At 66.1% G+C, this 5,043-nt stretch carries 3 protein-coding genes; all 3 read right to left on the bottom strand.

Translation table 11 applies throughout. From position 1 onward, the window contains the following. Positions 1 to 144: 144 nt before the first annotated feature. Genes V6M39_RS02135 through V6M39_RS02125 form a run of 3 tightly spaced genes read right to left on the bottom strand, consistent with a single transcriptional unit; the run spans position 145 to position 5,000 of the window. Positions 145 to 870 carry a maleylpyruvate isomerase family mycothiol-dependent enzyme gene (locus V6M39_RS02135; protein WP_332642008.1) on the bottom strand — a complete coding sequence of 242 codons (726 nt, stop codon included), beginning with the start codon at positions 868 to 870 and terminating at the stop codon, positions 145 to 147. Positions 871 to 885: 15 nt separating this feature from the next. Next, positions 886 to 3,717 carry an FAD-binding and (Fe-S)-binding domain-containing protein gene (locus V6M39_RS02130; RefSeq protein ID WP_332642007.1) on the bottom strand — a complete coding sequence of 944 codons (2,832 nt, stop codon included), beginning with the start codon at positions 3,715 to 3,717 and terminating at the stop codon, positions 886 to 888. Beyond that, a complete protein-coding gene (locus V6M39_RS02125) occupies positions 3,714 to 5,000 on the bottom strand; it encodes a hydroxyacid-oxoacid transhydrogenase (RefSeq protein ID WP_332642009.1) in 1,287 nt (428 codons plus the stop codon). The genes V6M39_RS02130 and V6M39_RS02125 overlap by 4 nt, the downstream gene beginning before the upstream one ends. Between the last annotated feature and the right edge of the window lie 43 nt (positions 5,001 to 5,043).

Below are 5,043 nucleotides of genomic sequence, written 5' to 3'. Positions count from 1 at the left end.
GCACTACAAACATCCTTCTTCTGGTGTTAGCCATGATTCGTCATGCACTCGCCGCCGTGTCCCGGCAGGATGCGTGCATCGACCTGAAGACTTCAGGCACAGCCCTAAATACTACCGGGCTGCCTGCGTAAGTTCCAAACCGAGTTAGGGCGTCGTATGCCCGTCGAACAGGGCGCGGCCGTCCTCGTTGTCGAATGTGAGCCGATCCGCAGGCACGCGGTGCCACAGAGCGAGGTAGAGATCAGCGGCCTTGCCCTCCACCGTGGTGTCGGCGTCGAACGATGAATGCAGCAGCACGGGCGGCAATCCGTCACCCTCCGCAGGGCCCATCAGCCAGCTCTGACCGGTGTCGACCGCGGTGAGGCGGATGCGCGACTGCACGTTCGGTCGCTTGCCACGCGCGGTCATACGCGGGAAGAACACCCGGAGAACCTCTTCGACCCCATCGGCGGCAGTCAAGGGTGCGATGCGCCACTCATCCTCCGGCACGCCGAGCGCCTGGGCGGCATCGGCCGTGTGAACGATCACCTCATGCATCTGCCGGCGATGGAAGAATCCCGCCGTTTCGTCGATCAACGAGAAGTTCGGCGTCGGTTCGTGGGCATCGACGGCCTGGAGCGCGGCCAGGAGCGCCGCGGCGGTCCCGGCATACCACTCGGCGAGATCCTCTCCGAAGATCGGCTTGGGCATGTCCTGGCGCTGTCCGCTCAGCACAATCGCTCCAGCCCAGCGGTGAATGGTGCCCAGGTGCTGGATCAGGTCGCGCGTCGTCCAGTCGGGGCAGCTGGGTACGGGTTCGTCACCCGTCGCCCTGGAGGCGAGCTCGGTGAAGCGAGCCATACCGGAGCCGAGCTCAAGCAGATGATCCATCTGGCATCTTTCCGGTCATTGATCGAGGAGCTGGGCAAGGTGCACGGCAGGCTGGTCAGCCAGGTCGAGGAGCTGGGTCCTGCAGGAGAATCCATCTGCGACAACGATTGCGCCGGGTGGGGCGTTACGCACCGCCGGCAGCAGCTGCAGCTCGGCAATCGCGACAGAGACCTCGTAGTGGCCCTTCTCGACTCCGAAGTTGCCCGCGAGCCCGCAGCAGCCAGACAGTCGGTCGATGGTCGCACCGGTTGACTCGAGGATCGCGAGGTCCGCCTCGAACCCGAAGACCGACGCCTGGTGACAGTGCGGCTGCACGACGAGGGTCGTACCGGTCAGGTCGGGAGCGACCCATCCGTCGGTACGTCGCAGCAGCTCCGACAGGGTGAATACGCCCTGCGCCACGTCGACCGCGCGCGGATCGTCGAGCAGCTCGACGGCGTCTGATCGGAGCACGGCGAGACACGAAGGCTCGAGCCCGACGACTGGAACGCCGTCGGCGACGTATGGATGTAGCTGGGCGACGGCGGCTCCGACAATTGAGCGCGCCTTGTCGAGCTGGCCCGTCGTGATCCAAGTGAGACCACAACACGCCGAGCGGGCGAGGAACTCGACCTGATAGCCGGCGGATTCCAGGACGTTGACCGCAGACTTGCCAGCCACGGTGGAGAAGAAGTCGGTGAACGAGTCGGCCCACAGCAGGACCCTTGGCCGGCCTGCGGCGAGAGCCGGGCGCTTGCGAGCCCAGCGAGTAAAGCTCCCCCGAGCGAACATCGGCAGGCTCCGGCGCTGATCGACGCCGGCCGCCCAGCGAGCCAGCGAACGTACGCCGGGAGTGCTCAGCATGAGGTTGGCGAGCCACGCGATTCGCGAGCTGAGCCGGGCCCAGAAGGGCAGGCGCCCGAGGATGTAGTGGCTGCGCGGCCGAATCCGACCCTTGTACGACTGGTGGAGCACCTCGGACTTGTAGGTCGCCATGTCGGTGCCGGTCGGGCAGTCGTTGGCACAGCCCTTGCACGAGAGGCACAGGTCGAGCGCCTCATGCACCTCGGGTGCGCGCCAGCCCCCCGTGACGAGACGGCCGTCGATCATCTCCTGCAGCACCCGGGCGCGGCCACGGGTCGAGTCCTTCTCGTCGCGCGTCGCCTGGAACGAGGGGCACATGACGCCATTCGAGCCGTGATTGTCAGCGAGACACTTGCCGACGCCGGTGCAGCGATGAACCGCCTTGCCGAAGTCACCCGCGTCGTGGAGGAGTCGCAGACCCAGTCGCTGGTCGAGGCGTCCCTTCGCCGACTCGGGTCCACGCAGATCAGCATCCATCGCATTGGGACGTACGAGTACGCCCGGGTTGAGTAGATCGTCGGGGTCGAACACACCTTTGACCTTGGCGAACAGGTCGATCGCCTCGTCGGAGTACATCAATGGGAGCAGCTCCGAACGGGCTCGGCCATCGCCATGTTCACCCGACAGCGAACCGCCCAGCGAGGAGACCAGGGTGGCCGCCTCGACGAGGAAGTTGCGGAAGACGTCATGTCCGCCGGGATCGTCGAGCGGGAAGTCGATGCGAATGTGGACGCAACCGTCACCGAAGTGGCCATAGGGGACGCCGTCGAGGCCGTACTCGGCCAGGAGAACGTCCTGCTCGCGCAAGTAGGCGCCGAGGCGATCCGGCGGGACCGCTGCGTCCTCCCAGCCAGAAAGGGCCTTGCGCGGCAGCGTACGAGTTGCGAGTCCGGCGCCCTCCTCGCGTATGCGCCACAGGACAGCCTGCTCACGCGGGTCGGAGACAATGCGGCTGTCGAGAGCCGCAGAGGCCGCCACGGCCTTGTTGACCGAGTCAGCGATCTCGCGTTCGTCGGCGCCCGAGATCTCGACGAACAGCCACCCCTGGCCACGCGGGAGGTCCGGAACCGTCCCGCCGTTGTCACGCACCACGTTGACGATGCGCGAGTCAAGACCTTCACAGGCAGTCGGCGAGAAGTCGAGCAACGCCGGTACGTCGTCAGCGGCCTCGGCCATCGAGCCGTACCCCAGCACGAGCATCAGGCGGTGCGCCGGATCCTCGACGAGTCGAACCGTCGCCGAGGTGAGCGTCGCGAGAGTGCCCTCAGTGCCGGCCATGAAGGTCGCGACGTCGAAGCCGTTCTCAGGCAGCAGGTGCTCGAGGCTGTAGCCCGACACCTGCCGGCCGAACGTTCCGAACTCCGTACGTATCGTGGACAGTTGCGTCCCGACGAGTTCTCGAAGTTGATCGAGGGTGGGCGACGGCAGGCCTTTCCCGCGTTCCAAGGTCAGCTGCTCCCCCGCCGCCGTCACTGCGTCGAGTGCGACGACATTGTCGGAGGTACGGCCGTACGCCAACGCACGCGAGCCGCACGCGTTGTTGCCGATCATGCCGCCGACCGTGCACCGGGTGTGTGTCGACGGATCGGGTCCGAAGCGCAGGCCCTGCGCCGTGGCTGCTCGCTGCAGAACGGCATGCACCGTACCGGGATCGACTCGAGCCGTGCGTGCCTCGGCGTCAATCTCATGCACGCGGTTGAGGTGACGCGAGAAGTCAAGCACGACACCGGTGCCGACAGCATTGCCGGCGATCGAGGTGCCGGAACCGCGGGAGGTCAACGGCGTACCGGTCGCACGGCAGGCGTCGATCGTCGCCAGCACCTCCTCGACAGATCGTGGCCGTACGACGACCTGTGGGACGACGCGATAGAGCGAAGCGTCAGTGCTGTAGAGCGCACGAGCAAGAGTCGAGTCGTCAACATCCTCGACCCCACGCGCAATCAACGCATGGACTATGTCTGACGCAACCGTGGAGCCCTGGTCGCGATCTAGGTGATCGATCACCAGAGCTCGATCGACTCGTCGAGGATCTGCGCCACGTCGTCCTCGGTGACCTCCACCGGCGCCGTGGCCAGAAGTCGCTGCTGCTTCATCGTGCCCTCGACGAGGGAGTTGATGTCGCCCTTGCCGAACCCGACAGCGCCGATGCCGGCGGGGATGCCGACGTCGCGCATCAGCTCGGTCAGCACCTGGGGAAGGAAGTCGGCAGCGCTGTCCGGTCGCGTGGCACCGGGAGCCAACAGCTCGGCCGCGCGTACGTGACGATCCGGGGAGGCATCGAACGTGAACCTGAACGCTGCCGGCGCAGTGAGCGACACGGCCATGCCGTGCGGGACCATCGCATGGTCGGCGTCGTAGTCCGCGGGGCGGAAGTCACGGACCTGCCCGGCGATCGGATAGGCGTTGGCGTGCGGGATGTGCACGCCAGCGTTGCCGAAGCCGAGGCCCGCGAATGTTGCAGCCATGGCGACCTCGGTGCGGGCAGCCAGGTTGTCTCCATCGTGGACGGCCGTACGGAATGACGTCGCCATCAGACTCAGCGCCTTCTCGGACCACATGTTGGCGATTGGGTTGGAGCCGCAGTAGGGCACCCGCTGGTCAGCAGTCTTGTGCTCGTACGACTCGAACGGACGAGCCGTGTAGCTCTCGAGCGCGTGGCACAGGATGTCGAGACCCGCGGCAGCGGTGACGCCCGCAGGCTGGCTCAGCGTGAGCTCCGGGTCGACAACCGCCAGTGTCGGGCGGAGTCGTGCGTGCGAGATGCCGGTCTTGACGTGCTGGCTGACCACGTCGAGCACACAGATCGTGGTGCTCTCACTGCCCGTGCCAGTTGTGGTGGGTACGGCGATCAGCGGGAGCAGCGGCGAAGTCGGGGGCTTGGCTTTGCCGACCGGGGCGTTGATGTAGTCCATCAGCTCGCCCTCGTTGGTCGTGAGGAGGTTGACGGCTTTGGCCGTGTCGATGCTGCTGCCTCCACCAACTGCGACGATCGCGTCGAACGGGCCTTCGGACCGGCCGAACTCGATCGCCTCGATCATGCTCGCGTCAGTCGGCTCGACTCGGGATCGATCGAACACGACGCTCTCGATGCCGGCAGCCATCAGCGTTTCGGCGATCTCGGCTGGCGCACCCGTGGCGGCAACGCCCGGGTCGGTCACGATCAGGACCCTCCGGGCACCAAGCTGTCCGAGGTCAAAACCGATCTCGTGGCGCGCGCCGACGCCGAACTTGAGTCCGGGTGCACCATAGGTGAAGACAGTTTCGGGCTGATCGGGACGGAACGCCATCTCGTGAGACTCCTTGATCGACAGTGCTGAGAATACGGCGTAC

It is taken from the genome of Aeromicrobium sp. (assembly GCF_036675695.1).
In the GTDB taxonomy this organism is placed as follows: Bacteria; Actinomycetota; Actinomycetes; order Propionibacteriales; family Nocardioidaceae; genus Aeromicrobium.
This window is presented reverse-complemented; position numbering and strand designations above follow the sequence as displayed.